The organism is Amycolatopsis sp. cmx-8-4 (genome assembly GCF_046548675.1).
Taxonomy (GTDB): Bacteria; Actinomycetota; Actinomycetes; order Mycobacteriales; family Pseudonocardiaceae; genus Amycolatopsis.
Map to the genome: position 1 here is coordinate 188,158 of NZ_JAEBDZ010000007.1, position 24,074 is coordinate 212,231.

A 24,074-nucleotide genomic window follows, 5' to 3' on the forward strand; every position below is an offset into this window, starting at 1 on the left:
CGCAGTCTGTCAGCCATCCGCGCGACCCGTGGCGCCGAATCTCTGATGGGCGTGTCCGGGTGCGAGGGAGCGATGGATGGACGGCGAAGCACTGCCCCCGGGCTGGGACCTGGTCGTGGAGCGGCTCAGCCTGCGGGTCGCCACGGCCGCGGAGCTGACCGTCGACCTCACGACGCGGCCGGCGTTGCGCCGGATCCGCTCGACCGTCGCCGGCTGCCTCGGCTTCGGGCGGACGAAGGACGAGCCGCTCGGCGCGCTGCTGCTCGTGGTCGACGAGCTGGTCGGCAACGCCTACGACCACACCCCGCGCCCGTCCTCGCTGCGGGTGACGCGTGAGCTGCGCGGCCTGCTGGTCGAGGTCGTCGACGAAGACCCGTCGGTCGAGCGCGTCGCGGCCGGCGGCGGCCACGGCCTGCAGCTGGTCGAACAGCTGTCGCTGGGGTGGGGCGTGCGCGCGACCGAACCGGGCAAGACGGTGTGGGCGCTCGTCCCGGCCCAGCTGTTCCGCGACCACTGACCGCTCACGGCTCGTTCCCCGGCGTGAGGTCACGGACGGCCGGGAACCCCGGCTGCGTCCCGGGAGCACCGACGTCCGCCTCGGTGGCCTTGATGGGCCGCAGGAGGTGCGTGACGTGGTCGCCGGTGCGTTCGCGGCCGAGGATCTCGCCGGCGAACCAGCCGACGCAGTCGTCGAGCACCGGAGCGGTGCCCGTAACGCGGTGCCGGCGGCAGCGGGTGTGGTTCTTGTCCGAGAGCCAGACCGTGAACCGGGGCGGCGAGATCGGGTGGTCGAGGACGTCGGCCGGCGCGGTCATCCCTCCGGGAGCGCGCCGAGCAGCTCCTCGTGGTGGCCCGCCGCACGCAGGACCGGTGCCTCGAGCAGCCCCGCGGCGGGGTCGCCGGCGCGCACCGCGGCGAGGAACCGCACGACGGCGCGAGGTTCGGGAAGCACTTCGCCGCCGAGGTAGGCCAGCACGACGGCGTCGCCGCCGGTGTCCTCCAGCGCGACGGCCCAGCCGTGCACCTCGTCCCAGACGAGGGCGAGATCGTGCCCGGGGAACCGGCGCAGCCGCCAGTCGAGGGCGACGTAGGCCGACACCGGGGTGTCGAGGTCGATGGTGCCGGACTCCGGCCCGACCCCCACGGCCCGGGCGACCGCCCCCAGGTAACCGCGCAACCGCCGCTCGAACGAGAACTCCGTGTCGCGCCCGAAATCGATGGAAATGCTCAACGCCGCCTCGCTTTCCCCATCGGCCGCGGGATCTTCCGCGACCCGATCGCGGATACCCCGCGGCCCGGCGGATCAACCGCGCCGCCGGGCACCCGGTCCCGGCCGACGGGACAGCGAGAGGACAGGCACGGTGCGCTGCCTTCCCCCGTGAGGCAGGATCGGGGTGTGACGATCGATCAGGCCGGTGCGCCCCAGGCCCGCCCGGGCCCGGCCTTCCCCGAACACGAATCCCGCGTTGACGACCTCAGGCGGCAGCTGGCGGCGGTCGCCGGCGAAGCCACGGTCCGGCTGGCGAAGCGGACGTCGAACCTCTTCCGCTCCCGCACGTCGGCCGGGCACCCCGGCCTGGACGTCTCCGGGTTCACCCACGTGCTGCGCGTCGACCCGGAGACGCTGACCGCCGACGTCGAAGGCATGGTCACCTACGAGCAGCTGGTCGACGCCACGCTGCCGCACGGGCTGATGCCCCTGGTGGTGCCGCAGCTCAAGACGATCACCCTCGGCGGCGCGGTCACCGGCCTCGGCATCGAGTCGAGCTCGTTCCGCAGTGGCATGCCGCACGAGTCGGTGCTGGAGCTGGAGATCATGACCGGCGACGGCGGCATCGTCGTCGCCACGCCGGACAACGAGCACCGTGACCTGTTCCACGGCTTCCCGAACTCCTACGGCACGCTCGGGTACGCGCTGCGCCTGCGGATCCGGCTGGAACCGGTCAAGCCGTTCGTGAAGGTGCGCCACGTCCGCCACCACGACCGGGAGGCGCTGTTCGCGGCCCTCGGTGAGGTCTGTACCACTCGGACGTACGAGGGCGAAGCGGTCGACTTCGTCGACGGCACCGTGTTCGGCCCGGACGAGCTGTACCTCACGCTGGGCACGTTCACCGACACCGCGCCGGCGACGAGCGACTACACCTGGCTCGACATCTACTACCGCTCGATCCAGCGCCGTGAGACCGACCACCTCACCGTCCGTGACTACCTGTGGCGCTGGGACACCGACTGGTTCTGGTGCTCGCGCGCCTTCGGCGTCCAGTCCCGGCTGCCCCGGCTGCTGATGGGCCGCCGGTTCCTGCGCTCCTCGGTGTACTGGAAGCTCGTCGCGCTCGACCGCCGCTTCGGGATCGCCGCCAAGCTCCTCAAGCTCCGGCGGATGCCGCCCGAGGAGACGATCGTGCAGGACATCGAGGTGCCGCTGACCCGCGCCGCGGACTTCCTCGAGTTCTTCGAGCGGGAGATCCCGATCAGCCCGGTGTGGATCTGCCCGCTGCGCCAGCGCCCCGGCGGGGTGCGCTGGCCGCTCTACGAACTGGACCCCGAGGAGCTCTACGTCAACTTCGGGTTCTGGTCTTCGGTACCCCTGGACCCGGGCGAACGCGACGGCGTCCACAATCGGATGATCGAAGCCGAGGTCACCCGCCTCGGCGGACACAAGTCGCTCTACTCGGACAGCTTCTACTCCGAGGAAGAGTTCTGGCGCCTCTACAACGGCGACGCCTACCGGGAGCTCAAGCGGGCCTACGACCCGGACGGCCGATTGCTCGGCCTCTACGAGAAGTGCGTCCGGCGCCGGTGAACGCCCTGAAAGGAACGAACGTGACCAAGGCAACCATCCCGGTCGGCGAAGTCTTCGCACGCCTGCTCGGCCCCAGCTCCACGGTGTCCATCACCGCCTACGACGGTACCGGCACCGGCCCGGCCGACGCGCCGGTGGCCATCGAGGTCCGCTCGCCGCTCGCGCTGGACTACCTGATCTCCTCCCCCGGTGACCTCGGCCTGGCCCGCGCCTACGTCGCCGGTGCCATCGACGTCAAGGGCGACCTCTACACGGCGCTGCACGCGCTGGCGGCCCAGGTCGACCAGCTGACCCCGGCCGACCGCGTCTGGCTGCTGCGCAAGCTCGGGCCCGCCCACCTGCGCCGTGTCGAGCCGCCCGCCGAAGAGCTGCCCGGCCGGTTCCGGCGGAGCCTGTCCGGCCTGCGGCACTCGAAGGAGCGCGACAGCAGCGCGATCTCGAACCACTACGACGTCTCCAACCGGTTCTACGAGCTGGTCCTCGGGCCGTCCATGGCCTACACCTGCGCCGTGTTCCCCGAGGACGGCGCCACGCTGGAGCAGGCCCAGGAGCACAAGTTCGACCTGGTCTGCCGCAAGCTCGGCCTCAAGCCCGGCATGAAGCTGCTCGACGTCGGCTGCGGCTGGGGCGGCATGGTCGCGCACGCCGTCCGCCACTACGGCGTCGAGGCGCTCGGGGTCACACTTTCGCGTGAACAAGCGCAGTGGGCGCAGAAGAACATCGTCGCCCTCGGCCTGGCCGACCGCGCCGAGATCCGGCACCTCGACTACCGGGACGTCACCGAAACCGGATTCGACGCGATCTCGTCGATCGGCCTGACCGAGCACATCGGCGCCCGGAACGTACCCGGCTACTTCCGCTTCCTGGCCGCCAAGCTCAAGCCGCACGGGCGGCTGCTCAACCACTGCATCACCAACCCGGACTCGAGCGTCGCGCACCGCTCCCGGGGCTTCATCGACCGCTACGTCTTCCCGGACGGCGAGCTGGAGGCCCCCGGCGAGCTGATGACGGCCATGCACGACAGCGGCCTGGAGGTGCGCCACTCGGAGAACCTCCGCGAGCACTACGCGACCACACTGGCCGGCTGGTGCGCCAACCTCGACGAGCACTGGGACGAGGCCGTCGCCGAGGCCGGGGCGGGCCGGAGCCGGGTGTGGGCGCTGTACCTCGCGGCCTGCCGTTTGGCGTTCGAACGGCGGGAGATCGAGCTCCACCAGATCCTCGGCGTACGCACCGACAACCAGGGCGGAATGGGGATGCCGCTGCGTCCCGACTGGGGTGTTTGAGACCGGGCGTGCCTCTCGCGCGCACTTCTGCGAGGATAGTCACGAGACCGGGCGTCCGAACGGGGCGGCCAGGCTCACTGATGAGAAGTAGGTATGGGTATGGCTCAGGGCAGTGTCAAGTGGTTCAACGGTGAAAAGGGCTTCGGCTTCATCGCTCAGGATGGCGGGGGTCCGGACGTGTTCGTCCACTACTCCGAAATCCAGGGCACCGGCTTCAAGTCGCTCGACGAGGGCCAGCGTGTGGAGTTCGAAATCGGCCAGGGCCAGAAGGGCCCCCAGGCCCAGCGGGTCAGCGTCATCTGAACCACGCGACATGGAATGCCCTCGCCCCCTCGGGGCGGGGGCATTCCCCTTTTCCGGGGTTCTCCGAGGTCGCCGAGGTCTCCGGGGCCGGGACGCGGTCAGCGGTTGGACGTCGGGAACCGGCGGCCGGGGGTGCCGAGGGCGACGAGCTCGGTGTACTGGGCCTGCCAGGACTGCTCGGTGGCCAGCAGGTCGGCCAGGCGCTGGGTCCAGCCGGCGTCGACGGTGGCCTCGGCGGTACCGAGGTGCCGGTGGGTCTCGTCGCGGGCCTTGAGCCATTCGGAGAGGGTCGGGTCCAGCGCGGGTCCACCTGCTCGTTCTGCCATCCGCCCACCGTACTGCGCCGGTGCGTGCCCAGGGGCTCCCCCGTTCGCCACACTGCGGGTTCACACGCGGCTCGGGTAGCCTCGAAAGCACGGGAGCACCTCGTACGCCGGCGCAGTGCCGGACACACTCCCGTCCCCTCGGCCCTTGACGGCCGGGCGCCGGCAGGAGCGGCGACCGTGCGGCGGGCCGCGCGTACACAGCTGAACGAGCCGGGTGTCCCGCGTCCCCGGCCTCCCGCGCAGGACCCCCTCCGCGCGTGGCGAAGACCTCGAAACGAGTGGTGCATGACCTCACCCACCCCGGTGAAACCCCGACCTGCCCCGAAGCCGGTCCTCTCCGGCAAGCAGACCATCCCCGAGCTGCTCACCATCCGCGCCTTCCTCCTCATCCCGTTCCTCGCGCTCGCCGCGGCGGTCCCGGTGTTCTGGGGCTGGGGCGTCAACTGGCTGGACCTGGCGATCGGCGGCGGCTTCTTCGTCGTCTCGACGCTCGGGATCACCATCGGCTACCACCGCTACTTCACGCACGGCGCGTTCCGGGCGAAGCGGGCCCTGCGCATCGCGCTCGCCGTCGCCGGCGGCCTCGCCGCCCAGGGCCCCGTGATCACCTGGGTGGCCGACCACCGCCGCCACCACGCGTTCTCCGACCGCGAGGGCGACCCGCACTCCCCGTGGCTGTTCGGCAGGTCCCCGGTCGCGCTGGCCCGCGGCTTCTGGCACGCGCACATGGGCTGGCTCTTCGGCCGCGACAAGACCAACATCGAGCGGTTCGCCCCCGACCTGGCCGCCGACCGCGACATCCGCGTCGTCGACCGCCTGTTCCCCGTGTGGGTGGTGACGAGCTTGCTGCTCCCGGCGCTGCTCGGCGGCCTGATCACGCTGTCGTGGTGGGGCGCGCTGACCGCGTTCCTGTGGGCCGGGCTGGCCCGGATCTCCTTCCAGCACCACGTGACGTGGTCGGTGAACTCGATCTGCCACATGATCGGCGAACGGCCGTTCGCGAGCCGCGACCGCTCGGCGAACTTCTGGCCGCTGGCGATCCTGTCGATGGGCGAGTCCTGGCACAACTCCCACCACGCGGACCCGACCTCGGCCCGCCACGGCGTGCAGCGCGGCCAGATCGACATCTCCGCCCGGGTGATCTGGGCGTTCGAGAAGCTCGGCTGGGCCTGGCAGGTCCGCTGGCCGACGGCCAAGCGCCTCGCCGCCATGGCGCGCTAGAAAGCCCGCCGAAACTCCTTGCCGGTCGTCGCGGGCGGGGTGGACCGTGGACGGATGGACACGGTCGCCCTGACCTTCGACGACGGCCCCCACCCGGCGACGACGCCGGCACTGCTCGCCGCTCTGGGCGACGCGCCGGCGACGTTCTTCCTCCAGGGCTCCTGCGCCGCGGCCCGCCCGGACCTGGTCCGGGCGATCGCCGCGGCCGGGCACACCATCGGCAACCACAGCTGGACGCACCCGCGGCTGCCGTCGCTCTCGCCCGGGGACCGGGAGCTCGAGGTGGCGCGAACGCAGGACCTCCTGGCCGGGATCACCGGCACCCGGCCCGTGCTGTTCCGTCCGCCGTACGGCGACACGGACGCTTCGGTGGCGGCCACGATCGCCGGACACGGACTCACCGACGTCCTGTGGACGGTCGACACCCGCGACTGGGCCGGGGTTTCGACCGGCGAGATCGTCGACGCCGCAGCCGCGGTCGAGCCGGGCGGGATCATCCTCATGCACGACGGCGGCTACGCGTCGACCGTCGCCGCCGTCCCCCGCATCCTGGCCGCGCTCGTTTTCCGGGGCCTGCGCGCGGCCGCGGTCACGGGTTGATACGCGTGTAGGTCGGCTTCAGGTCGGGCCTTATTCATCTCGTTCTCCGGCGTCACGTTGTCGAATTCCGGGTGAGGACGGCGCGAACGCCACCACCGCGACCAGGACGCGTTCGACCGGAATTGCGGGCACCATCTCGTGACTCCTCGGGGAAATAGGGAGTTTCCGACGATAGGAGCCGCCGTCGACGGCGGTCAAGGTACCTTTCGGAGCAATGCTCGAAAGTTTCGGGCGTGTCCATTCCGCGCCGGATGACCTAGAATCCCCTTCATGCCAGTGAAATCCGACGATCTCGAACCCGCAACGTCGCGGGTCACCATCGCCCGGATCGCCGCCGAGACCGGCGTTTCCGTGCCGACCGTTTCGAAGGTGCTGAACGGGCGACCGGACGTCGCCGAAAGCACGCGCGCCCGCGTCGAAGCCGTCATCGGGAAATACGGTTACCGGCGGCGCGCCGACGAGCGTTCCCGCCGTTCCCGGCTGCTGGAACTGATGTTCCACGAACTCGAAAGCACGTGGGCGCTCGAAATCATCCGCGGGGTCGAGTACGTCGCCCGCGAAAACGGAATGGCGGTCGTGCTGGCGGAATCATCGGGACGGCACACGCCGGGGCAGAGCTGGCTGGAAAGCGTGCTCGCCCGGCGGCCGGTCGGCATCGTTTCGGTGTGTTCCGACTTCACGAGCGGGCAGCTGGCGAAGCTGCGCGCGCGGGACATCCCGCTGGTGATCGTCGACCCCGCCGGCGCGCCCGGCCCGGAGACGCCCTCGATCGGGGCGACGAACTGGCAGGGCGGGCTGACCGCGACCCGGCACCTGGTGGAGCTGGGCCACCGCCGGATCGCGATGATCGGCGGCCCGGACGGCGTGCTGTGCAGCCGCGCCCGGATCGACGGTTACCGCACGGCGCTGGAGACGGCGGGCCTGGCGTTCGACCCGGCCCTGGTCCGCCGGGGCGACTTCCACGTCCGGTCGGGCTACCGCGAGCTGGCATCACTGCTCACCCTCCCCGACCGCCCGACGGCGGTCTTCGCCGGCAGCGACCTGCAGGCCCTGGGCGTGTACGAGGCGGCCCGCGACGCGGGCCTGAAGATCCCCGGCGACCTGAGCGTGGTCGGCTTCGACGACCTGCCGGTCGCCCGCTGGCTGACGCCGGAGCTGACGACGATCCGCCAGCCGCTGCAGGAGATGGCCGCCGCGGGCGCCCGGCTGGCCATCGCGCTGGCCCGCGGCATGGCCCCGGAGGCCAGGCGGCTGGAGCTGGCGACGAGCCTGGTGGTCCGCCACAGCACAGCGGCCCCGGCGGAGCACGTGATCCCCGCACCCAGGTAGCCGGGCCGGCGCCGCCCGGCAGCACGGCCGGTCACGGCGGACGCCCTCCGGACCGCGCGCCGCGACCGGGCGCAGCGGCCGGTCACCTTCCCAGCCTCGTGCTCTCCGGCGGCCCGAGGTAGCTCGGCCGCAGCCCGCCCGTGTCGACCACCAGCTTCTGCACCACCACCGCCGGGTCGATCATCCAGACCTTCAGCACGTGCGGGCCCGGCGCGGCGACGACGTGCCGCGTCGAGGTCAGGTTCACGTTGTCCGACGTCGTCCGTTCCCACTGCCGGTTCATGGTCGTGTCGTCCGCGCCGGACGCCTTCGTGATGTTGACGACCTGCGGGGCCGCGTCGTCCAGTGAGACCGCGTACCGCAGCCCGGCACCCTGCAGCACGTTGTTGCGCGGCGAAAGGTACGCCCAGACCGTCACCGGCCCGGTCGTGAACAGCGTCATCCGGTACTCCAGCCGCGGGCCCGCGCCCGCCGCCCGGCTCGGCGCCGTCACCGGGAACGGCGTCATCCCGGCGCCCGTGCGGCCGAGGTCCGGGACCCGCCGCCACGACACACCCGCCGCGGGCACGGCGTCGCCGTGGTCGGCCTCCATCGAGACGTGTCCCCCGGCCTCGACGAACCCGTGCCGCCACGTCACCGGAAGCGAACGGTTGAGGACCATCGCGTCCACGACGACCGAGCGACCCGCGCCCGACACCGTGATCGGTACCGTCGTGGTGCCCTTCGGCGCCCGGGCCCAGTCGATCCGCACCGTCATCCGCAGCTCCTCGTCCACCCGGCCGCCGCGCGGCTCGATGCGTACCCACGGCGCCCCGGCCGTGACGGTGCAGCGGAACGGCGTCCGCCCCCGGTTGAACACGTCCACGTACTGCGCCGGCGTGCTCTGGAACGGGCTGAACTCCGGCAGCACCGGACGTCCCGGCGCCGCGGGCCACCACTGGTCGGACCCGTCGACGGCGACTCCCATTTCGGCACCCGACGCGAGAGCTACCCGTTGCACCGCCGGGAAGATGACGTCCGGCAGCGCGACGTTGTCCTTCTCCGGCTGCTGCCACGGCGCGTTCGGGCCGTAGCGCGCGACGTCGCCGTAGTCGATGTGCGGCTGGGTCTGGAATCCGTTCCACTTGCCGCCGGCGATGCCCGTGTTGTACTTCGCCGCCAGCGCGAGGTCGTCGGCGAACCGGGCCTCGGTGACGGCGGCGAGCCCGTTCGCCGACGCACGTCCTTGCGCCGTGTACAGCAGGTTCGTGAACTCGGCGCGCCGCAACGCGTACAGGTTCGCCGTCGCCTCGACCTCGTACAGCACCAGCTCGTAGTAGGCGTCCCGGTAGACCGCGGGCAGTCGCGAAGAGATCTTCGACGCACGCGCGGCCAGCGCCTGCCACTCGTCGGTGACCGTGTCCAGCTCGCGGTAGTTCACCAGGCTGAACGGCGTCGCCTGGTCGTCGTACGCGATCGTGCCGTCCGGCTGGAGCGTGATCTTCCGGTTCAGCAGCTCCGGCTTCCGGCGGGACTGCAGCCGCCCGTAGTCGTGCAGCACCGACGCGATGTCCGACGCCGGCGCGGCCCCGAAGTTCGTCGCCGCGAAGTCCCGTTCCCATGTGGACAGTTGCGACGCGGGCAGGGCCGAGGGATTCCAGGCGTAGTCGAGGAAGAACTGCAGCGGCAGCTCGTTGCCCTTCAGGTCACCGACATTGACGACCCACAGCCGGTCGTTGCCGTAGGAGACGGCCTGGTTCAGCTGCTCCCAGGTGTTCGCGATGAGGCTGGTGTCGACCCACTTGTAGTTGCGGCCGCCGCCGACGTAGTCGAAGTGGTAGTAGAGCCCGTACCCGCCGGGCCGCGGCGGCAAGGAAAGGTCCGGGTGCTTGCGGATGTTGCCCCAGTTGTCGTCGGTGAACACGACGATGACGTCGTCGGCCGGCCGCAGGCCCTGCGCCCAGTAGCGCTGGACCTCCTTGTAGAGCGTCCACACCTGCGGGACGTCCGTGTTCAGCTCCCGCGCGAGGATTTCCCGTTCGGTGGCCAGGATCTCGCGCATCAGCTCGATGCCGTCGCCGTCGGGCAGGCCGACGTCGCCGTTGCCGCGCATGCCGAGCGTGACGACGCCTTCGAAGTCCTCGCGGGCCATCCGGCGGATCCCGTCGGCCCAGTAGGCCTTGATCGCTTCGCCGTTGCGACGGAAGCTCCACTCCCCGTGCCGCCGTACGGGTCGTGGCCGGGCGTGACGACGGTCCCCGCCGCGTCGCGGACCGCGGGGACCGCGTGCCGGTTCCACTCCTCGATCCCGCGCATCATCGGCGCCTCGTGCGAGGTGCCCATGACGACGCCGTACTCCTTGGCCGTCGCGTGGTTGAGCGGGTCGTCCTCGGCGAACGCGCGGCCCCACACCGCCGGCCACAGGTAGTTGGCCCGCAGCCGCAGCATGGTCTCGAAGACCTTCGCGAAGAACTCGTGGGTGAAGCCGCCCGGGTAGCCCGGCGCCTTGCCCGGCCCGAAGTACGCCGGTGCCCAGGTGCCGAGCACCGGGTTCTCGTCGTTGATGAAGAACCCGCGGTACTTGACGCGGGGCGTGCCCAGGCTGAACCGCTCCCCCGGCAGGTGCAGCTCCGCGCTGCGCCGAGGCGGGACGTCGGCCCACCAGTACCACGGCGAGACGCCGATGCGCCGCGAGATCTCGTAGACGCCGTAGATCACGCCGCGCTGGTCGCTGCCGGTGAGCACCAGCGTCCCGTCGACGACCTGGCTCAGCGACGTCTCCCACTCGCCCGCGATCCCGGTGACGTCGAGGCGGCCCGCGCGAACCAGGTCGTCAACGAGCGGGCTGTGGCCGAGGGTGCCGACCAGCACCACCGGCCCGTGCGCGGGGACGACGTCGATCGAGACGGCGGGCCGCACACCCGTGACGCGCTCGACGTCGGCCGCGAGGTCGCCGGCGACGCGTCGCACCCCCGGCCGATCCCCGGCGCTCACCACGATGGTCGCGGCTTTCCCGCGCGCCACCAGCGGAAAGCCCGTGCCGGCTTCGGCCGTTCCCGGCAACGCGGCGGTTCCGGCGCCGGCCACGGCCAGCAGCTGGAGGAAGGCACGGCGGTGTACCTCGGACGTCACGGGAGACCTCCTGAGTCAGCCCTTCACGGATCCGGTGAGCCCGCCGACGATGCGTCGTTCGGCGAGCACGAAGAACGCGAGCGCGGGGATCATCGACAACGCGGTGAACGCGAGCACCCGGGCGGTGTCCTGGGAGTACTGGGACTGGAACGTGGCGACGCCGAGCGGGAGCGTGAAGTGCGCGGAGTCGTTGAACACGAGCAGGGGCAGCAGGTAGGCGTTCCAGCTGGTGACGAAGGCGAGCACGCCGACCGTCGTCAGCGCGGGCGCCGAGAGCGGCAGCAGGATCCGCCAGAAGAACCCGAGCCGGCTCGCGCCGTCGAGCACCGCGGCGTCCTCCAGCTCGCCGGGGATGGCGTGCATGAACGGGCGGAGGATCACGATCGTCACGGGCAGCGAGAACGCCGCCTCGGGGATCGCGACGCCCCAGAAGCTCTCCAGCATCCCGAGCTGGCGCAGCCACAGGTACAGCGGCAGCGTCGCGACGGTGAGCGGGAACAGCAGGCCGAGCGTGAACAGCGTGTACAGCGCTTCACGGCCCTTGAAGTGGTACCGCGACAGCGCGAACCCGGCCATCGAGCCCAGGCCGACGGCCACGGCGGTCGCGATCACCGCGATCAGCGCGCTGTTGCCGAGGAACGTCCAGAACGCGCTCGAGCCGAGGACCGAGGCATAGTTCTGGGTGATCCACGGGCCGGGCAGCCCCGCCGGGTCGGAGTTGATCTGCGCGTTGCTGCGGAACCCGCCGAGCACCACGAAAAGCAGCGGCACGAGCGTCACGCCGACCACGACGATCGCCGCGAGATACCCCATCGACAGGCCGAACCGGCGCGAGCGCATCAGCCCACCATCCTGGTCAGGGCGCCCTGGGTATCCCGGCGCAGCGCGAACCGCTGGTACAGCAGCGCGAACACGAAGCAGATGACGAAGAGGATCACCGCGACGGCGGAGCCGAACCCGAACTCGTAGCGCTTGAAGCCGTGGTCGACCAGGTAGGTCGCCATCGTCGTCGACGCGTTCGCGGGCCCGCCGAGCGTCATGATCCACACGATGTCGAACAGCTGCAGCGAGCCGATCACCGACAGGAAGATCCAGATCCGGATGGTCGGCCCGAGCAGCGGCAGCACGACGTGGCGGGTGGTCTGCCACGCCGACGCGCCGTCGAGCGCGGCGGCCTCGCGCAGCTCGGCCGGCACCCCCTGCAGCCCGGCCAGCAGCAGGATGATGCCGAAGCCGATGAACTTCCAGGTGATCACCGCGAACAGCGTGTAGAGCACGATGCCCGGGTCGGCCAGCCACTGCCGGACCAGGCCGCCGAGCCCGGCGCCTTGGAGCACCTGGTCGGCGAACCCGCTCGGCTGCAGCATGAGCACCCAGATCACCGCGGTGATCGCCTCGGACAGGACGTACGGCGCGAACACCAGGGACCGCAGCACCGCCCGGCCGCGCAGCTTCCGGTTGAGCAGCAGCGCCAGGCCGATCGACAGCGGCAACTGCACCACGATCGACAGCCCGGCGATGATCAGGTTGTGCACGATCGCGCTCTGGAACACGTCGCCGCCGAAGGCGTCGACGTAGTTGTCGAAGCCCACGAAGTCGTCGAGCGCGCCGAAGCCGTTCCAGTTGAACAGGCTGTAGAACGCGGCGATCCCGATCGGTACCAGGACGAACCCGGCGAACAGCAGCAGCGCCGGGCCGAGCAGCAACGCCAGCTCGAGCCGCTTGCGCAGGCTCGAGCGCCGCTTCCGGGGCGGCACCGCCGGTGCGGGCGGTCGCGCCGCCCGCACCGGACTGGTGGTCGTGGTCACTTGTTGCCCGCCGCGGCCTGGTTGACGGCCGTGACGATGCCCTCGGGAGTGCCCTGGCCGGCGAACATGTTGGCCACCGCGTCGTTCAGCGCGGCGCCGACCGCCGTCGGGAACGCCCGGTCGAAGTACATCTGCAGGTACGGCGACTTCGTGCCGTAGTCGTAGACGGCCTTCAGGGTGTCGGTCTTCAGCGCCTTGGCGGCAACGGTGTTGACCGGCAAGCCGGCGCCCTGCGCGGCGAGCTGCGTCTGCACCGGCTCGCTGCCCAGGTACTGCAGGAAGTCCGCGCACGCCTTCGACGCGCGGGTGGTGCAGGCGAAACCGTCACCGCCGCCGAGCACGGCCGCGGGGTCGCCCGCGCCGCCGGCCACGGACGGGAACGGGAACCAGCCGACCTTGGAGTCCAGCTGCTTGTCCTCGGTCAGCGCCGACATCGTGCCGGGCTCCCAGTCGCCCTGCAGCTCCATCGCCGCCTTGCCGTTGGCGACCAGGCCGGCCGAGCTGCCCGCGCCCTGCTGGGCGGCGGTGCCGGCGAACCCGGTCTGGAACGGCTGCGTGGCCAGGAAGTTCTTCAGGTCCTGCCCCGCCTTCGTCCAGCACGGGTCCTCGAGCTTGATCGCCTTCACCGACTGCTTGAGCACGTCGACCGAGCATTCGCGGACGGCGAAGTAGTTGAAGTAGAAGGCATCCGGCCAGCGGTCCTTGCCACCGACCGAAATCGGCGCGACGCCCTTGGCCTTGAGCTTGGTGACGGCGGTGTTCAGGTCGTCGATGGTCTTCGGCGGCTCGGTGATCCCGGCGTCGGAGAACAGGTCCTTGCGGTACCAGAAACCGACGAAGTGCTGCTCGAACGGCACGCCGTACTGCTTGCCGTCGACCTGCCAGTTTTCGCCGAACTTGCCGGTGGTCGCGGAGATCCACGACTTCGTGGCGTCGGTGATGTCGGCGACCTTGCCCGAGGTGATCTGCGAAGCCAGGTCGCCGGCACCCCAGGACTGGTAGACGTCCGGTGGCTCGGCCCCCTGCAGGGCGAGGGGCACCTTGGTGGGGAAGTCCTCGTTCTGCAACGGCTGGGCCTTGATGGTGACGTCCGGGTGTGCCTGGTGGTAGTCGGTGACCACCTTCTCCCAGATCGACTTGATCGGGTCGGTGGTGCCGTTGTGCCACCACGTGAGGGTGACCGGGCCGCTCGGCTGCGCGGCCGTGTCGCTCCCCCCGCTGCACGCCGCGAGGGCGAGCGGCACGACGGCCGCGAGCGCGGCGACTGCGGGGATTCTGCGTTTCACAAACATCTCTGGTCCACTCCTGACGACTTCGGCCGAGTTGGACGGGGCGTGACAACGCCCGGGTTGGCGAAGAGTCTGCGCCAGCGAAAAACGGATGTCAATCGTTGTCGATAACGTTTTACATGGCTAGTCTGAGGCGATGCAGCCCAGCTCCAGGGTGACCATCCGTGACGTCGCGGCCCACGCCGGCGTCTCGGTGGCCACGGTTTCCAAAGTCATCAACGACCGCTACGGCGTCTCCGCCGCGACGCTCGCGAAGGTCCGGGCGGTGATCGAAGAGCTCGGCTACGAAGCGAGCCTCGTCGCGCAGAGCCTGCGCAACCACCGGACCAACGTGATCGGCATCCTGGTCGCCGACCTGGAACCGTTCTCGACCGAGCTGCTCAAGGGGGCCGCGGACGCGATCCGCGGCAGCGGCTTCGAGCTCGTCGTCTACTCCGCGGGCGGGCGCACCGGCGACCCGAAAGGCTGGGAGAAGCGCTACCTCTCCCGGCTGAGCGGCACCCTCGTCGACGGCGCCGTGCTGGTCACGCCGGCCGTCTCGCTGGAGGCCGTGCCCGGCACGCCGGTGGTCGCGGTCGACCCGCACACCGGGCCGTCGCACCTGCCCACCATCGACTCGGACAACCTCCGCGGCGCGCAACTGGCCACCGAGCACCTCCTCGAGCTGGGCCACCGCCGGATCGGCTTCCTCGCCGGCCGGCCCGACCTGCAGTCCGCCGAGCTGCGCAAGACCGGCTATCTGCGCGCTCTGACGGCGGCGGGCGTCGCGGTGGACGAGGCGCTGATCCGGGACGGCGCCTACGACCCGGAGATCTCCGCGGCCTCGGCGCACGAGCTGCTGACCGGGCCCGACCGGCCGACCGCGGTGTTCGCCGCGAACGACATCTCGGCCATCGCGACCGTCGGCGCCGCCCGGGAGCTGGGTCTCTCGGTGCCCGAAGACCTTTCCGTGGTGGGCTTCGACAACGTGCCCGAGTCGGCGCTCTGCAGCCCGCCACTGACCACAGTGGACCAGCCGATCCGCGAGATGGGCCACCGCGCGATCAGCATGCTCATCGCGCTGATCAACGGCGACGCCGTCGAGCGCACCCACCTCACCCTGGACACCGGCCTGGTGGTGCGGCGCTCGACCCGCGCCCTCCCCTGATCTTCTCCCCTACGAAGGGCGGACAGCCTTGACCACGCAGCCCACCGAGGCCACCGAGGCCACCGAGGCCACCGAGGCCACCGGTTCTTCGGAGCCGTGGCGTGACCCCGCCGCCGACCCGGCCGAGCGCGTCCGCGCGCTGATGGCGCGGATGACCCCGCGCGAAAAGCTCGGCCAGCTCTACGGCGTCTGGGTCGGTATCGACGCCGCCGGCGAGATGGCCCCGCACCAGCACGACTTCGTCGACGCCGAGATCGACCTCGACGACCTGGCCCGGCACGGCATCGGCCAGCTGACCAGGGCGTTCGGCACCCGCCCGGTCGACCCGGCGATCGGCGCCCGCAGCCTCGCGCGCACCCAGCGGCAGATCACCACGAGCAGCCGGTTCGGGATTCCCGCCGTGGTGCACGAGGAGTGCCTGACCGGGCTCGCGGCGTGGCAGGCCACGGTCTACCCGGCGCCGCTGTCCTGGGGCGCGAGCTTCGACCCGGACCTGGTGCGCCGCATGGGCGAACGGATCGGGATCACCATGCGCCGCCTGGGCGTGCACCAGGGGCTCGCGCCGGTCCTCGACGTCGCCCGCGACCTGCGCTGGGGCCGCGTCGAGGAGACCATCGGCGAGGACCCGTACCTGGTCGGCACCATCGGCGCCGCCTACGTCGCCGGCCTGGAGTCGGCGGGCGTCATCGCCACGCTGAAGCACTTCGTCGGCTACTCGGCATCACGCGCGGGCCGCAACCTCGCGCCGATGTCGGCGGGCCCGCGCGAGATCGCGGACGTCCTGCTCCCGCCGTTCGAGCTGGCCCTGCGCGCGGGCGCGCGCTCGGTGATGAACGCCTACAACGACATCGACGGTGTCCCGGCCGCGGCCGACGCGACGTTGCTGACGGACCTGCTGCGCGGCACCTACGGGTTCACCGGCACCGTCGTCGCCGACTACTTCTCCGTGGCGTTCCTGCACCGGCTGCACGGCGTCGCGAGCGGTCGCGGTGACGCCGCCGGTCAGGCGCTGGCCGCGGGCATCGACGTCGAACTGCCGACGATGGACTGCTACGGCGAGCCGCTGCTCGCCGCGGTGGAAGAGGGCTCGGTCGATGCCGCCGTCGTCGACCGGGCCCTCGAACGCGTGCTGCGGCAGAAGTGCGAGCTGGGCCTGCTCGACGCGGACTGGGCGCCGGAGGTGCCGGAAGAGATCGACCTCGACGACGCGGAGTCCCGGGACCTGGCCCGTGAAGTGGCCGAACGCTCGATCGTGCTGCTGCGCAACGACGGCACGCTCCCCCTGGCCCCCGGCCGGCAGGTCGCCGTCGTCGGCCCGCGCGCGGACGCGGCCGGCGCGATGATGGGCTGCTACTCGTTCCCGCTGCACGTGGGCGTCCACCACCCCGACGTCCCGTTCGGCGTCGAGGTACCGACGGTCGTCGAGGCCCTGCGCGGCGACCACGACGTCACCTACGCGCTGGGCTGCCCGGTGGTCGGCGGGGACGACGACGGGATCGCCGAGGCCGTCTCGGCCGTGGCGGCCGCGGACGTCTGCGTCGCCGTGCTGGGCGACCGGGCCGGGTTGTTCGGCGGCGGGACGTCCGGCGAAGGCTGCGACGCGCCCGACCTGCGGCTGCCCGGCCGGCAGGAGGAACTCCTCGAAGCCCTGCTCGCGACGGGCAAGCCGGTGATCCTCATCCTGCTGTCCGGGCGGCCGTACGAGCTGTCGCGGCAGGCGGACCGGCTGGCCGCGATCGTCTGCGGCTTCTACCCCGGCGAAGAGGGCGCGCCCGCGCTCGCGAGTGTCCTCAATGGACGGATCAACCCCTCCGGCCGGCTGCCGGTCGGCTTCCCGGCGGCCGGGGCCAACCAGCCGTCGACGTACCTGGCGGCGCCGCTGGGCCGGCGCAGCGAGGTCAGCACGGTCGACCCGACACCGCTGTACCCCTTCGGGCACGGGCTTTCCTACGCGCCGGCGACCTGGCAGGACGTCAGCGCGACGGGGTCGCTGTGGCCGACCGACGGCACCTGCCGGGTCCGCGTGACCCTGCGCAACGACCACGACCGGCCGACGTCCGAAGTCGTCCAGGTGTACCTGCACGACCCGGTCGCCGAGGTGGCCCGCCCGGAACGTCAGCTGATCGCCGCGCGCCGGGTCGACCTCGAGCCCGGTGAGGCGAAGGTCCTGGACATCGGCCTGCACGCGGACCTGACGTCCTACACCGGCCGCGCGGGTCACCGCCTGGTCGAGCCGGGCGACGTCGAACTGCGCGTCGGCACGTCGAGCGAGCAGATCGTCGCGACGTTGCACTGCACGCTGTCCGGGCCTCGCCGGGAGGTCGGGTTCGATCGCGTACTGGCGCCGGAGTTCTCGGTGTGAAGCGCCCTTCAACGCTTCGCTGCGGCAGACCGCCCACGTCTCCGCGCGCGGTGATCGGCGACTCCCCTACGACACCCCCGAGCGCGAAGCGGCTCGGCGGCGGGTCAACACGTGGATCCGTGGCCACTTCGTCGCGGTGCCCGACTTCGACCGCGTGGCCCGCGATCCGGCGGTGCCCGGGCAGCTGCGGCCCGCCTACGACGTCGGCGACCACCTGCACCTCGACCCGGCCGGGTACCGGGCGCTCGCGTCGAGTGTCCCTTTTGGACTGTTCGAGCACCGCTGACGCTCCCCCGCGGGGGGGAAGACGCGCTTGTGAAGCCGACCACAATCCTCTGTGGAGCGTGGCCGGCTTGATCCTCTCTCCGTCGCCCTGCGAGAGACACCGCCACTCCATCGAGTGATGCCGCCGGTCGATCTTCATCGTTCGTGGTCTTCATGTGTGACACACCGTCAATTCTCTTACGAGTAAAGGATTTCCCGGCTGGGCCGAGCGGGAATATCGCCGCGGCGCACCGCCGGGCCGGGCCGTCCGCCCGCTGCTAGTGTCCCGCCTGCCCTGGTCCGGACCACGCTCGCCGCGGCCGGACAGGTCCCCCGGAACTCCTTGAGAAAAGACGGAACTTGACCGACCTGAACCACCCCGGCCCCCGCGAATCGTGGTCCCCGCAGCCCGGCTCGCCGGACTGGCACGTCACCGCCTTCCGCGGGCCGCAGCCGGGCGCCGGCGACCACACCCTGATCGACGCGGTCCGCGAGCTGCGCGCCCGGATCCTGTTCGACCACGGCCGCCGCCCCGCGTTCCTCCGCTCGGACGGCTCCCACGCCGACGACCAGGATCTCGACTTCGGCGCGTGGCACTTCATCGCCCGCCGCAGCCCCGGCGGTGAGCCACTGGGCTACATCCGGCTGTCCACACCGGACTCCGGCGAGCGGTTCCAGTCCCGGGCCTACCTCGGCGACGCGAGCTACGAGGAACTCCTGGCGGCCGAAGGCATTCCCGTGTCCGAGATGTTCGAGCACAGCCGGCTCGTCGTCGAGCACCGGGCCCGCAAGCTCGGGCTCGGGCAGTACCTCAACGCGCTGGCGATCGGCGCGGCCCACCACCTGGGCGCGCGGGCGATGATCGGCACGTCCGGCACGAAGGACGGCCAGGACCGGTTCCACGAACGGTTCGGCTTCCGGCCGGTGCCCGGCACCCGCCGCTACGTCCCGCACTACAACGAGGACGTCGTGATCATGTTCCACCGCGTGCTCGACGGCGCGGGCCGGCAGCACGACCTCGTGACGCGGCTGCGGGACGAGTTCCCGCTGATCGCCGCGAGCGGCCCGTCGCCGCTGCTCCCCGCACCGCGGGCGCCACGCGCGGCGCCGCTCACGCTGACCGAAGCCGCCACGCCCGACCGCGACGTCTGGCAGCCGGTGCTGTTCACCGCGGCCGACCACGACGCGCTCACCCGGCTGCTGGCCTCCGGCGAGGTCCGCGAGGTCCACGACACGCTCGACGAGCAGCTCACCGAACTGGTCCGCAGCCGCGAACCGGCGTGCCGGGACGACGCCGAGATCGACCGCAAGAAGCGCGAGCAGCTGACCGGCGTCGCGGCGTGGGAGTACGGCACCTGGGTGTGGTACCCGTGGTCGGGGCGGCTGGTGCACGTGCTGCCGCGCGAGGAGTTCCGGCTCGTCCGCACCGACCGCAACCGCGGCCGGATCGAACGGCCGGAACAGCGTGACCTCTTCGGCAAGCGGATCGGGATCATCGGCCTCTCGGTCGGCAACAGCGCGGCGCTGACGTTCGCGCTGGAAGGCATCGGCGGCGCGTACCGGCTGGCCGACTTCGACGACTTCGGGCTGTCCAACCTGAACCGGCTGCGCGCCGGCGTGCACCACCTCGGCGTGAACAAGGCCGTGCTGTCCGCGCGGCAGATGTTCGAGATCGACCCCTACCTCGACATCGAGATCGAGCGCGACGGGCTGACCGCGGACACGATCGAGGACTTCTTCGCCGGCGGGATCGACCTGCTCGTCGAGGAATGCGACACGCCGTGGGTGAAGATCGCGGCCCGCGAGTACGCGCGTGATCTCGGCATCCCGGTGGTGATGGACTGCAACGACCGCGGCATGCTCGACGTCGAGCGGTTCGACCGGGAGCCCGACCGGGCGCTGCTGCACGGCTTGCTCGGCGACGTGAAGTCCGTGGACCTGGCGAACCTCGGCTACCAGGAGAAGGTCGACCTCATCCTGGCGATGGTGGACGCCGACCGGATCAGCCCCGAGCTGGCCGCGTCGTTCAACGAGCTCAGGCGCACGCTGAGCAGCTGGCCGCAGCTGGCGTCCGGCGTCGCGCTGGGTGGCGCACTGTGCGCCGAGGCGTCCCGCCGCATCCTGCTCGGCCGCCCGTGCGAGTCGGGCCGGTTCTACACGGACCTTTCCCAGCAGCTCAGCCCGGCGCGCAGCGTTTACGCGGGCGGTGCGGTGTGAGCGCGCTGGCCGTCCCGGTCACGATCACCGGCACCGGCGTCCACCTGCCGCCGGACGTCGTCACGAACGCCGAGCTGGCCGCGACGCTGGACACGTCGGACGAGTGGATCATCAGCCGCACGGGCATCCGCGTCCGCCGCCGGCTCGCGCCGGACCGCGCGACGTCGGACATGTGCGTGGCGGCGGCCCACTCCGCGCTGGCCGCGGCGGGCATCACCGCCCGCGACGTCGACGCGATCATCGTCGGGACCTACACCTACGACCAGCCCCTCCCCTCGACGGCGTTGATCGTGAAGGAGCTGCTGGGCGCGGACCGCGCGCTGACGCTGGACATCACGCAGGCGGCGTGCGCGAACGGCGTCCAGGCGCTGTTCCTGGCGGCGCACCTGCTGCAGACGTCGGCGGCTTCGACGGTGCTGGTCATCGCGGCGGACTGCGCGTCCCGCGTCACCGACCCGGCCGACCGCACGACGCGCGTGTTCTTCGGAGACGCGGCGGGCGCGGCGGTCCTGACCCGCGCGTCTTCGCCGGGTGCCGGGCTCCTGGGCTGGGACTTCGGCACGGAGCTGTCGTACGACGTGGAGATCCCGGCGGGCGGTTCGCGCCTCCCGCCGGCCGCCGCGTCGGCGTCGGACCACTACCTGAAGATGGACGGCCGCGCGGTCTGGAACACGGCGACCCGCTGCCTGCCGGACAGCATCCTGCGGGCGGTGGACGAGGCCGGGCTGTCGGTGGAGGAGATCACGCACTTCTTCCTGCACCAGGCGAACTCGAACATCATCACGGCGGCGCTGGACAAGCTGGGCGTGTCACGCTCTCGGGCGCCGATCACGGTGGACCGCCTGGGCAACACCGGTTCGGCCGGCGTGTTCACGGCGCTGCACGCGGCGTTCGGCCAGGGCGCGGTCCGCCGGGGCGACACGTACGTGGTCTCGTCCATCGGCGCGGGCTTCCAGTGGGGGACGCTGTGCTTCCGCCACGGGTGAGGTGAGCGGGAGCGGCCCCGGCTTCCGAGCCGGGGCCGCGTCACCGCCCGACCACCGCGAGTGACGTCGCGCGAAATGTGGACATCTTTGGGACACAAGGGAAACCCGACGGTGGGGTACGTGATCGGGGTCACGGTCATGCCCTATAGTGGCGCCGTCTTGCTCGTCCCCACCCGAAGTCGTCGCTCCCGAAAAGGGGAACCCATGTCCGACGTCATCAACAGCATCTTCGGCCGTCCCAACTCCGGCACCCCCGCCACCGGCGGGTACCCCCCGGCCGACACCACCCCCGAAGTCGTTGCCACCGAAGGGATCGAGGCCGACACGGCCAAGACCACCGAGCCCGTCGAAGACATCGAGGACACCGAGGACACCGAGGACACCGCGACGGACGTCGTGACCGAGGACGCCGAGGCCGAAACCGACGAGGCGACCGGCGATCTCGACGACGAGGCCGTCATCGAGGAGTCCGACGAGGCGGCCGCGGACGAAGACACGACCGAATCCGAGGACGCGGCCGACTCTGTCGTCGAGGTGCCCGAAGAGGAAACCGACCGAGTCGCGACGCCGGTCGAGGCCGAGGCCGTGGTGGTCGAACCCGTCGCGGCGGTCGAGGTCGTCGACGAGGCGGAGCGAGTCGTCGCGGCCGCCGCCCGCCCCGCCGCCGGCACCCGCGGCGCCACCACCATCGGCGACGACGTCGTGGTGACGATCGTGTACCGGGTGGCCCGCAAGGCCGAGGGCGTCCACGAACTCACCAGCGACGACGTCGAGGTAGCGGTCGACGGCGACGTCGCCACGATCACCATCTCCGTGGTGATCGACTTCGGCCACGCCGTCAAGGCCCTGGCCGAGAAGATCCGCACCGACGTGATCGACGCGGTGGAACAGTTCCTCGGCCTCGACGTCGAGGGCGTCGACGTGCACATCGCCGACATCCACTTCCCCGACGCCGACTGACATCGACCGCGTTCGGTCCCGGGGGCGCGCCCCGGGACCGGGCCAGCGGAGTCTACTGTCGTGCTTCATCACTGAAACGATCGATGTCGGCAGGGTGGATCCGTGAACTTCATCGATGATTCCGGGAAGTTCGTCGGAAATTATCCGAGATTCCCCGAAGACAGTCTCAAGCTGACATTCGTCGATGAAGTCTTCGGCATATCCCGCGAATTGCCGAAGAACTACGTCGAGCGGGACAAGGTCGACAACAAACTCTTCCTCGCGTTGAACCAGAACCACCACATCGTCATCCACGGCTCCTCGAAGCAGGGCAAGACCTGCCTGCGCAAGTGGAACATCAACGACAAGCCCCACGTCGTGGTGGCCTGCATCGAGATCGCCAGCCTGTCGGAGTTGAACGCGGCGATCCTGAAGGCCGTCGGGTATCGCGTCGAACGCTCGAGTTCGACCACCGTTTCCGGGAAATCGAAGATCAACGCGAAGATCGACCTGAACTTCAAGATCTCCGCGTTCGGCCTGACGACGTCGACCGGCGGGGAACTCGAGAGCTCCCAGGAGCGAACGCGGACCACAGAACCCCTGGAACTCGATCCCGAAGACATCAACGACATGATCCGGGCACTCAAGTCCATCAAGTTCACCTCCCTGATCATCTTGGAAGACTTCCACTATCTGCCGAGCAGTGTGCAGAAGTCCTTCTCAAGGGCGCTGAGCACGGTCAACGCCGACCACTGGTCGAGAGCCGAACTGGAGGACGTGATCGAGAAAGGTGAAAACCTGATCGGTCTCAAGTTCGACGATCACTTTCGCGACCACATCCTGGAGAACTGCCTGGGTAGCGTCTGGGTCGTGCAGCAGGTCTGCTACCAAGCGTGCGTCGCCGCCGGAATCATCGGCGACTCCGAGGGCAAGGTCCGTCAGGTAGGGTCCCTGGAACTCGCGAAGAAGCTGATGCAGGACATCGTTCGCGACCAGTCCAGCAGGTCTACGAGTTTCATCGACAGCTTCTCCGCCGGACCGAGCGCCGACCTGGCCGAGATCTACCAGTGGACGCTGTACACCGTGATCGCCAGCGATGTCGCCCGGCTCGAAGGCGGCCTCCAGGTCACAGAGATCGTCGACTTCATCGAATTGTTCGGCCTGGGGACCGGTCCGAGCACTCGCGACCTCCTCAAGGAACTGCCGAACATCGCCGAATTCCAGATGCACCACCTCGAGATCAGTCCGATCGTCCTCGACTACGACTTCGGCGCCCGGCGGCTGAACGTGGTGGATCGCTCGTTCCTGATCTGGCTGAACGGCCAGGACCGGGTCGAGATCCTCCGAGAAGCCGACATGCCGGGGGCGTCCATCCGGCACTGGCAGCGAGTCGTGCGAGAGGTGCAGAACGTTCACCACAAGTCAGACGTGATCATCGCGGAAGGCCGGCACCGAATCGGCGACGACGCTCAGCCCTCTGCTCAACCGGAAACTGCGTAACGGAGGTGGGTCACGCCGTTTCCGTCCAGTCGCCGAACGACGTCCAGCTCGACCCGCTCCGACTCCGCGAACAACCGCCGGCCGCCGCCGAGCAGGACCGGGACCAAGTGGATCTCCAGCTCGTCGAGCAAACCCGCGCGCAGCAACGATTGCGCCGCACCCGCGCCGTGCACCATGACCGGCCGGTCGCCGGCCGCCTGCACCGCGTCGGTCACGCACGCGACGACATCCGTGTAGAACCGGGCGCTTCCCGGCGGCTCGTCGCCGGGGTCCACGTGGTGCGTCAGGACGTGGATCGGGACGCCGTCGTGGTGGTCGCCCTGCCAGCGACCGGCCAGCTCGAACGTCCGGCGGCCCGAGATCACCGCGCCGGTGGCCAAGGCCTCGCGGTACACCTGGCCGTTCACCCCCTCCCCCAGCCGGTCGTCCAGCCAGTCGAACAACCGCCCGCCACCGCGGCCGAGCTCCTGGCCGGCCCGGTCGTCCGGGCCGGCGATGAAGCCGTCGAGGGACATCGACATGTACAAGATCACCTGGGACACGAGAGAACCTCCTTCACCCACGCGTCGAACGGGCGACGCCC

General features: G+C 70.7%; 23 protein-coding genes and 1 pseudogene. 14 read left to right on the forward strand and 10 right to left on the reverse strand.

Annotated elements, in window-relative coordinates:
* The first annotated feature begins 76 nt into the window (after positions 1 to 76).
* Entirely contained in the window at positions 77 to 517 is a 441-nt protein-coding gene (locus tag ACLJQZ_RS17095; protein ID WP_410620968.1) for an ATP-binding protein, read from the forward strand.
* A gap of 4 nt (positions 518 to 521) precedes the next feature.
* On the opposite strand, the gene ACLJQZ_RS17100 is transcribed toward ACLJQZ_RS17095, so the two are convergent.
* Positions 522 to 815 carry a hypothetical protein gene (locus ACLJQZ_RS17100; RefSeq protein ID WP_410620969.1) on the reverse strand — a complete coding sequence of 98 codons (294 nt, stop codon included), beginning with the start codon at positions 813 to 815 and terminating at the stop codon, positions 522 to 524.
* Positions 812 to 1,231, reverse strand: coding sequence for a DUF6292 family protein (locus tag ACLJQZ_RS17105; RefSeq protein WP_410620970.1), 420 nt, complete (start codon positions 1,229 to 1,231; stop codon positions 812 to 814). Before ACLJQZ_RS17105 ends, ACLJQZ_RS17100 begins: the two co-directional genes overlap by 4 nt.
* Positions 1,232 to 1,396: 165 nt before the next feature.
* On the opposite strand from ACLJQZ_RS17105, the gene ACLJQZ_RS17110 reads away from it, so the two are divergent.
* From ACLJQZ_RS17110 to ACLJQZ_RS17120, 3 genes are all read left to right on the forward strand, one after another.
* The gene (locus ACLJQZ_RS17110) at positions 1,397 to 2,803 is read left to right on the forward strand and encodes an FAD-binding oxidoreductase (RefSeq protein ID WP_410620971.1); all 1,407 of its coding nucleotides are present in this window, start codon (positions 1,397 to 1,399) and stop codon (positions 2,801 to 2,803) included.
* Between the two features lie 20 nt (positions 2,804 to 2,823).
* Entirely contained in the window at positions 2,824 to 4,089 is a 1,266-nt protein-coding gene (locus ACLJQZ_RS17115; RefSeq protein ID WP_326949368.1) for a cyclopropane-fatty-acyl-phospholipid synthase family protein, read from the forward strand.
* 99 nt (positions 4,090 to 4,188) lie between these two features.
* Positions 4,189 to 4,392 carry a cold-shock protein gene (locus ACLJQZ_RS17120; protein ID WP_086680104.1) on the forward strand — a complete coding sequence of 68 codons (204 nt, stop codon included), beginning with the start codon at positions 4,189 to 4,191 and terminating at the stop codon, positions 4,390 to 4,392.
* Positions 4,393 to 4,490: 98 nt separating this feature from the next.
* On the opposite strand, the gene ACLJQZ_RS17125 is transcribed toward ACLJQZ_RS17120, so the two are convergent.
* On the reverse strand, positions 4,491 to 4,718 hold the full coding sequence (locus ACLJQZ_RS17125) for a hypothetical protein (RefSeq protein WP_326949367.1): 228 nt from the start codon (positions 4,716 to 4,718) through the stop codon (positions 4,491 to 4,493).
* A gap of 285 nt (positions 4,719 to 5,003) precedes the next feature.
* On the opposite strand from ACLJQZ_RS17125, the gene ACLJQZ_RS17130 reads away from it, so the two are divergent.
* The 3 genes from ACLJQZ_RS17130 (at position 5,004) to ACLJQZ_RS17140 (ending at position 7,868) form a co-directional block, all read left to right on the forward strand.
* A complete protein-coding gene (locus tag ACLJQZ_RS17130; RefSeq protein WP_410620972.1) occupies positions 5,004 to 5,939 on the forward strand; it encodes an acyl-CoA desaturase in 936 nt (311 codons plus the stop codon).
* A gap of 54 nt (positions 5,940 to 5,993) precedes the next feature.
* Positions 5,994 to 6,539, forward strand: coding sequence for a polysaccharide deacetylase family protein (locus ACLJQZ_RS17135; protein WP_410620973.1), 546 nt, complete (start codon positions 5,994 to 5,996; stop codon positions 6,537 to 6,539).
* A gap of 270 nt (positions 6,540 to 6,809) precedes the next feature.
* Positions 6,810 to 7,868, forward strand: coding sequence for a LacI family DNA-binding transcriptional regulator (locus tag ACLJQZ_RS17140; RefSeq protein WP_410620974.1), 1,059 nt, complete (start codon positions 6,810 to 6,812; stop codon positions 7,866 to 7,868).
* A gap of 82 nt (positions 7,869 to 7,950) precedes the next feature.
* Here ACLJQZ_RS17140 and ACLJQZ_RS17145 read toward each other — a convergent pair whose 3' ends face one another.
* From ACLJQZ_RS17145 to ACLJQZ_RS17170, 6 genes and pseudogenes are all read right to left on the reverse strand, one after another.
* A complete protein-coding gene (locus tag ACLJQZ_RS17145) occupies positions 7,951 to 8,835 on the reverse strand; it encodes a hypothetical protein (RefSeq protein ID WP_410621192.1) in 885 nt (294 codons plus the stop codon).
* 585 nt (positions 8,836 to 9,420) lie between these two features.
* Positions 9,421 to 10,011 (reverse strand): annotated as a pseudogene (locus ACLJQZ_RS17150) (glycosyl hydrolase 115 family protein); the annotation flags it as partial.
* On the reverse strand, positions 9,909 to 10,979 hold the full coding sequence (locus ACLJQZ_RS17155) for a glycosyl hydrolase 115 family protein (RefSeq protein ID WP_410620975.1): 1,071 nt from the start codon (positions 10,977 to 10,979) through the stop codon (positions 9,909 to 9,911). The gene ACLJQZ_RS17155 and the pseudogene ACLJQZ_RS17150, both read right to left, overlap by 103 nt.
* Before the next feature lie 15 nt (positions 10,980 to 10,994).
* Positions 10,995 to 11,819: a carbohydrate ABC transporter permease gene (locus tag ACLJQZ_RS17160; protein ID WP_410620976.1), complete on the reverse strand. Its 825-nt coding sequence runs from the start codon at positions 11,817 to 11,819 to the stop codon at positions 10,995 to 10,997.
* Positions 11,819 to 12,787, reverse strand: a complete 969-nt coding sequence (locus ACLJQZ_RS17165; protein ID WP_410620977.1) for a carbohydrate ABC transporter permease — start codon at positions 12,785 to 12,787, stop codon at positions 11,819 to 11,821. The genes ACLJQZ_RS17160 and ACLJQZ_RS17165 overlap by 1 nt, the downstream gene beginning before the upstream one ends.
* Positions 12,784 to 14,079, reverse strand: a complete 1,296-nt coding sequence (locus tag ACLJQZ_RS17170; RefSeq protein WP_410620978.1) for an extracellular solute-binding protein — start codon at positions 14,077 to 14,079, stop codon at positions 12,784 to 12,786. The genes ACLJQZ_RS17165 and ACLJQZ_RS17170 overlap by 4 nt, the downstream gene beginning before the upstream one ends.
* A 133-nt stretch (positions 14,080 to 14,212) precedes the next feature.
* On the opposite strand from ACLJQZ_RS17170, the gene ACLJQZ_RS17175 reads away from it, so the two are divergent.
* The 7 genes from ACLJQZ_RS17175 (at position 14,213) to ACLJQZ_RS17205 (ending at position 23,491) form a co-directional block, all read left to right on the forward strand.
* Positions 14,213 to 15,223 (forward strand): LacI family DNA-binding transcriptional regulator, encoded by a 1,011-nt coding sequence (locus ACLJQZ_RS17175; RefSeq protein ID WP_410620979.1) that lies wholly within the window; start codon positions 14,213 to 14,215, stop codon positions 15,221 to 15,223.
* Between the two features lie 142 nt (positions 15,224 to 15,365).
* Positions 15,366 to 17,585 (forward strand): beta-glucosidase family protein, encoded by a 2,220-nt coding sequence (locus tag ACLJQZ_RS17180; protein WP_410621193.1) that lies wholly within the window; start codon positions 15,366 to 15,368, stop codon positions 17,583 to 17,585.
* Positions 17,586 to 17,721: 136 nt separating this feature from the next.
* The gene (locus ACLJQZ_RS17185; RefSeq protein ID WP_410620980.1) at positions 17,722 to 17,871 is read left to right on the forward strand and encodes a hypothetical protein; all 150 of its coding nucleotides are present in this window, start codon (positions 17,722 to 17,724) and stop codon (positions 17,869 to 17,871) included.
* A 338-nt stretch (positions 17,872 to 18,209) separates the two neighbouring features.
* On the forward strand, positions 18,210 to 20,066 hold the full coding sequence (locus ACLJQZ_RS17190; protein WP_410620981.1) for a ThiF family adenylyltransferase: 1,857 nt from the start codon (positions 18,210 to 18,212) through the stop codon (positions 20,064 to 20,066).
* Positions 20,063 to 21,052, forward strand: coding sequence for a 3-oxoacyl-ACP synthase III family protein (locus tag ACLJQZ_RS17195; protein ID WP_410620982.1), 990 nt, complete (start codon positions 20,063 to 20,065; stop codon positions 21,050 to 21,052). Before ACLJQZ_RS17190 ends, ACLJQZ_RS17195 begins: the two co-directional genes overlap by 4 nt.
* A 204-nt stretch (positions 21,053 to 21,256) precedes the next feature.
* Positions 21,257 to 22,012: an Asp23/Gls24 family envelope stress response protein gene (locus tag ACLJQZ_RS17200; RefSeq protein ID WP_410620983.1), complete on the forward strand. Its 756-nt coding sequence runs from the start codon at positions 21,257 to 21,259 to the stop codon at positions 22,010 to 22,012.
* A gap of 102 nt (positions 22,013 to 22,114) precedes the next feature.
* The gene (locus tag ACLJQZ_RS17205; RefSeq protein WP_410620984.1) at positions 22,115 to 23,491 is read left to right on the forward strand and encodes a hypothetical protein; all 1,377 of its coding nucleotides are present in this window, start codon (positions 22,115 to 22,117) and stop codon (positions 23,489 to 23,491) included.
* Here ACLJQZ_RS17205 and ACLJQZ_RS17210 read toward each other — a convergent pair.
* The gene (locus ACLJQZ_RS17210) at positions 23,473 to 24,033 is read right to left on the reverse strand and encodes a dihydrofolate reductase family protein (protein WP_410620985.1); all 561 of its coding nucleotides are present in this window, start codon (positions 24,031 to 24,033) and stop codon (positions 23,473 to 23,475) included. The two genes, ACLJQZ_RS17205 and ACLJQZ_RS17210, sit on opposite strands and share 19 nt — an antisense overlap.
* Positions 24,034 to 24,074: the final 41 nt, after the last annotated feature.

Bases quoted from the DNA above. Each gene is read 5' to 3' on its own strand.
- ACLJQZ_RS17095 (WP_410620968.1), top strand. From the start codon at position 77: ATGGACGGCGAAGCACTGCCCCCGGGCTGGGACCTGGTCGTGGAGCGG.
- ACLJQZ_RS17100 (WP_410620969.1), bottom strand. From the start codon at position 815: ATGACCGCGCCGGCCGACGTCCTCGACCACCCGATCTCGCCGCCCCGG.
- ACLJQZ_RS17120 (WP_086680104.1), top strand. From the start codon at position 4,189: ATGGCTCAGGGCAGTGTCAAGTGGTTCAACGGTGAAAAGGGCTTCGGC.
- ACLJQZ_RS17125 (WP_326949367.1), bottom strand. From the start codon at position 4,718: ATGGCAGAACGAGCAGGTGGACCCGCGCTGGACCCGACCCTCTCCGAA.
- ACLJQZ_RS17130 (WP_410620972.1), top strand. From the start codon at position 5,004: ATGACCTCACCCACCCCGGTGAAACCCCGACCTGCCCCGAAGCCGGTC.
- ACLJQZ_RS17135 (WP_410620973.1), top strand. From the start codon at position 5,994: ATGGACACGGTCGCCCTGACCTTCGACGACGGCCCCCACCCGGCGACG.
- ACLJQZ_RS17140 (WP_410620974.1), top strand. From the start codon at position 6,810: ATGCCAGTGAAATCCGACGATCTCGAACCCGCAACGTCGCGGGTCACC.
- ACLJQZ_RS17145 (WP_410621192.1), bottom strand. From the start codon at position 8,835: ATGGGAGTCGCCGTCGACGGGTCCGACCAGTGGTGGCCCGCGGCGCCG.
- ACLJQZ_RS17160 (WP_410620976.1), bottom strand. From the start codon at position 11,819: ATGCGCTCGCGCCGGTTCGGCCTGTCGATGGGGTATCTCGCGGCGATC.
- ACLJQZ_RS17170 (WP_410620978.1), bottom strand. From the start codon at position 14,079: ATGTTTGTGAAACGCAGAATCCCCGCAGTCGCCGCGCTCGCGGCCGTC.
- ACLJQZ_RS17175 (WP_410620979.1), top strand. From the start codon at position 14,213: ATGCAGCCCAGCTCCAGGGTGACCATCCGTGACGTCGCGGCCCACGCC.
- ACLJQZ_RS17180 (WP_410621193.1), top strand. From the start codon at position 15,366: ATGGCGCGGATGACCCCGCGCGAAAAGCTCGGCCAGCTCTACGGCGTC.
- ACLJQZ_RS17200 (WP_410620983.1), top strand. From the start codon at position 21,257: ATGTCCGACGTCATCAACAGCATCTTCGGCCGTCCCAACTCCGGCACC.